Below are 1,334 nucleotides of genomic sequence, written 5' to 3'. Positions count from 1 at the left end.
GATTTTGATACCAATGGCGATGGGATTCTTGACAGCAATGATACCTATTGGAATGGAGGTGCGGGTTGGCAGCCAATTGGAAGCAGTTCCATTAATGCATTTGCCGCAGTATTCCATGGCAACGGCCATATTATTCGCAACCTGATAGCTGTACGTCCCAACGATGATTTTCAGGGTCTATTCGGCTATTTGGATAATGCCACCGTCATGGAACTAGGCCTGAATGGGTCGTTGATGCTTATTAAAGGCGCAAGATACGTGGGCGGGCTGGCAGGCAAAATACACAATAGTCAAATCACCGCTACCTTCGTCAGTAGTTCTGTTTACGGCACTGTTGGAAGCACTGGAGGTCTGGTTGGTTACGCTTTGGACTCAAAAATCTCCGCCAGCTACGTCACAGGTTCCGTAAAAGGAATCGATTATGTTGGTGGTTTGGTGGGATTCAGCTCCGGCAGTCATATCTTCGCAAGCTTGTCCGCAGCGTACGTGTCTGGGAGTGCCGATTTAGGTGGCTTAATCGGCGATTATTTTTTCGCCAATAAAGGTTCCGTTAACTCGAGCTACTGGGCTGTAGATGCATCGGGCAAAACATCCAGCGAGGGCGGTACGGGTGTCACACTGGTCGAGCTTCAGTGTCCCACCATCTCTGATGATGCTACCTGCGCGGAGACCACCCTTTACGAGGATTGGTCAAGCTACAAAGACACTGACGAAAACACCTACTGGGATTTCGGCACCGATTCCGAGTTTCCAGGCCTGCGATTGAAGGGAAGAGTTTTTCGAGATGGTGACGGCGACGGAGCACATGAGGTGGACGATGTGTTTCCCACGCTATTTGCCGCAAGTCGTGATAGCGACGGTGATGGCGCTATCGATCATTGGACACCGGGATGTGATACTGACTGCCGTACCTCCAGCGGTCTGGTATTGGATCAATTTCCCGAAAGTACAGCAGCCATTGTTGATGCGGATTGGGATGGCTTGCCTGATCAATGGAATGGTGGTTGCGATAGTACCTGTCAATCTATATCCGGCCTCACGCTGGACAGTTTCCCCAATGATACTGATAACGATGGCATCACCAATGATATCGACGATGACGACAATAATGACGGTGTTGTGGATGCGGATGCGAATTCCAACGGCTTGATCGATGTAGCTTCTTGGGCCGAGCTGGATGCCATTCGGCATAGTCTGGACGGAGTCGGACAGAAACTTACAGCGGAAAGTGGACTGGATAAAACGGGCTGTCCGCAAATTATAGTGGACGGTCTGTTACATGAGCGCTGTCAGGGATATGAGCTTGTTGCCGACCTGGATTTTGATACCAATGG

General features: G+C 50.3%; 1 protein-coding gene. It reads left to right on the top strand.

Going from position 1 to position 1,334, the window contains the following annotated elements; all coding sequences use genetic code 11:
* The coding region (locus tag B4U49_RS19000; protein ID WP_338036807.1) for a GLUG motif-containing protein at positions 1-1,334 on the top strand (1,334 nt) is incomplete at both ends.

It is taken from the genome of Microbulbifer mangrovi, from assembly GCF_002009015.1.
In the GTDB taxonomy this organism is placed as follows: Bacteria; Pseudomonadota; Gammaproteobacteria; order Pseudomonadales; family Cellvibrionaceae; genus Microbulbifer; species Microbulbifer mangrovi.
Note: the sequence above shows the minus strand (reverse complement) of the source record. Positions and strands in the feature narration are given on the sequence as shown.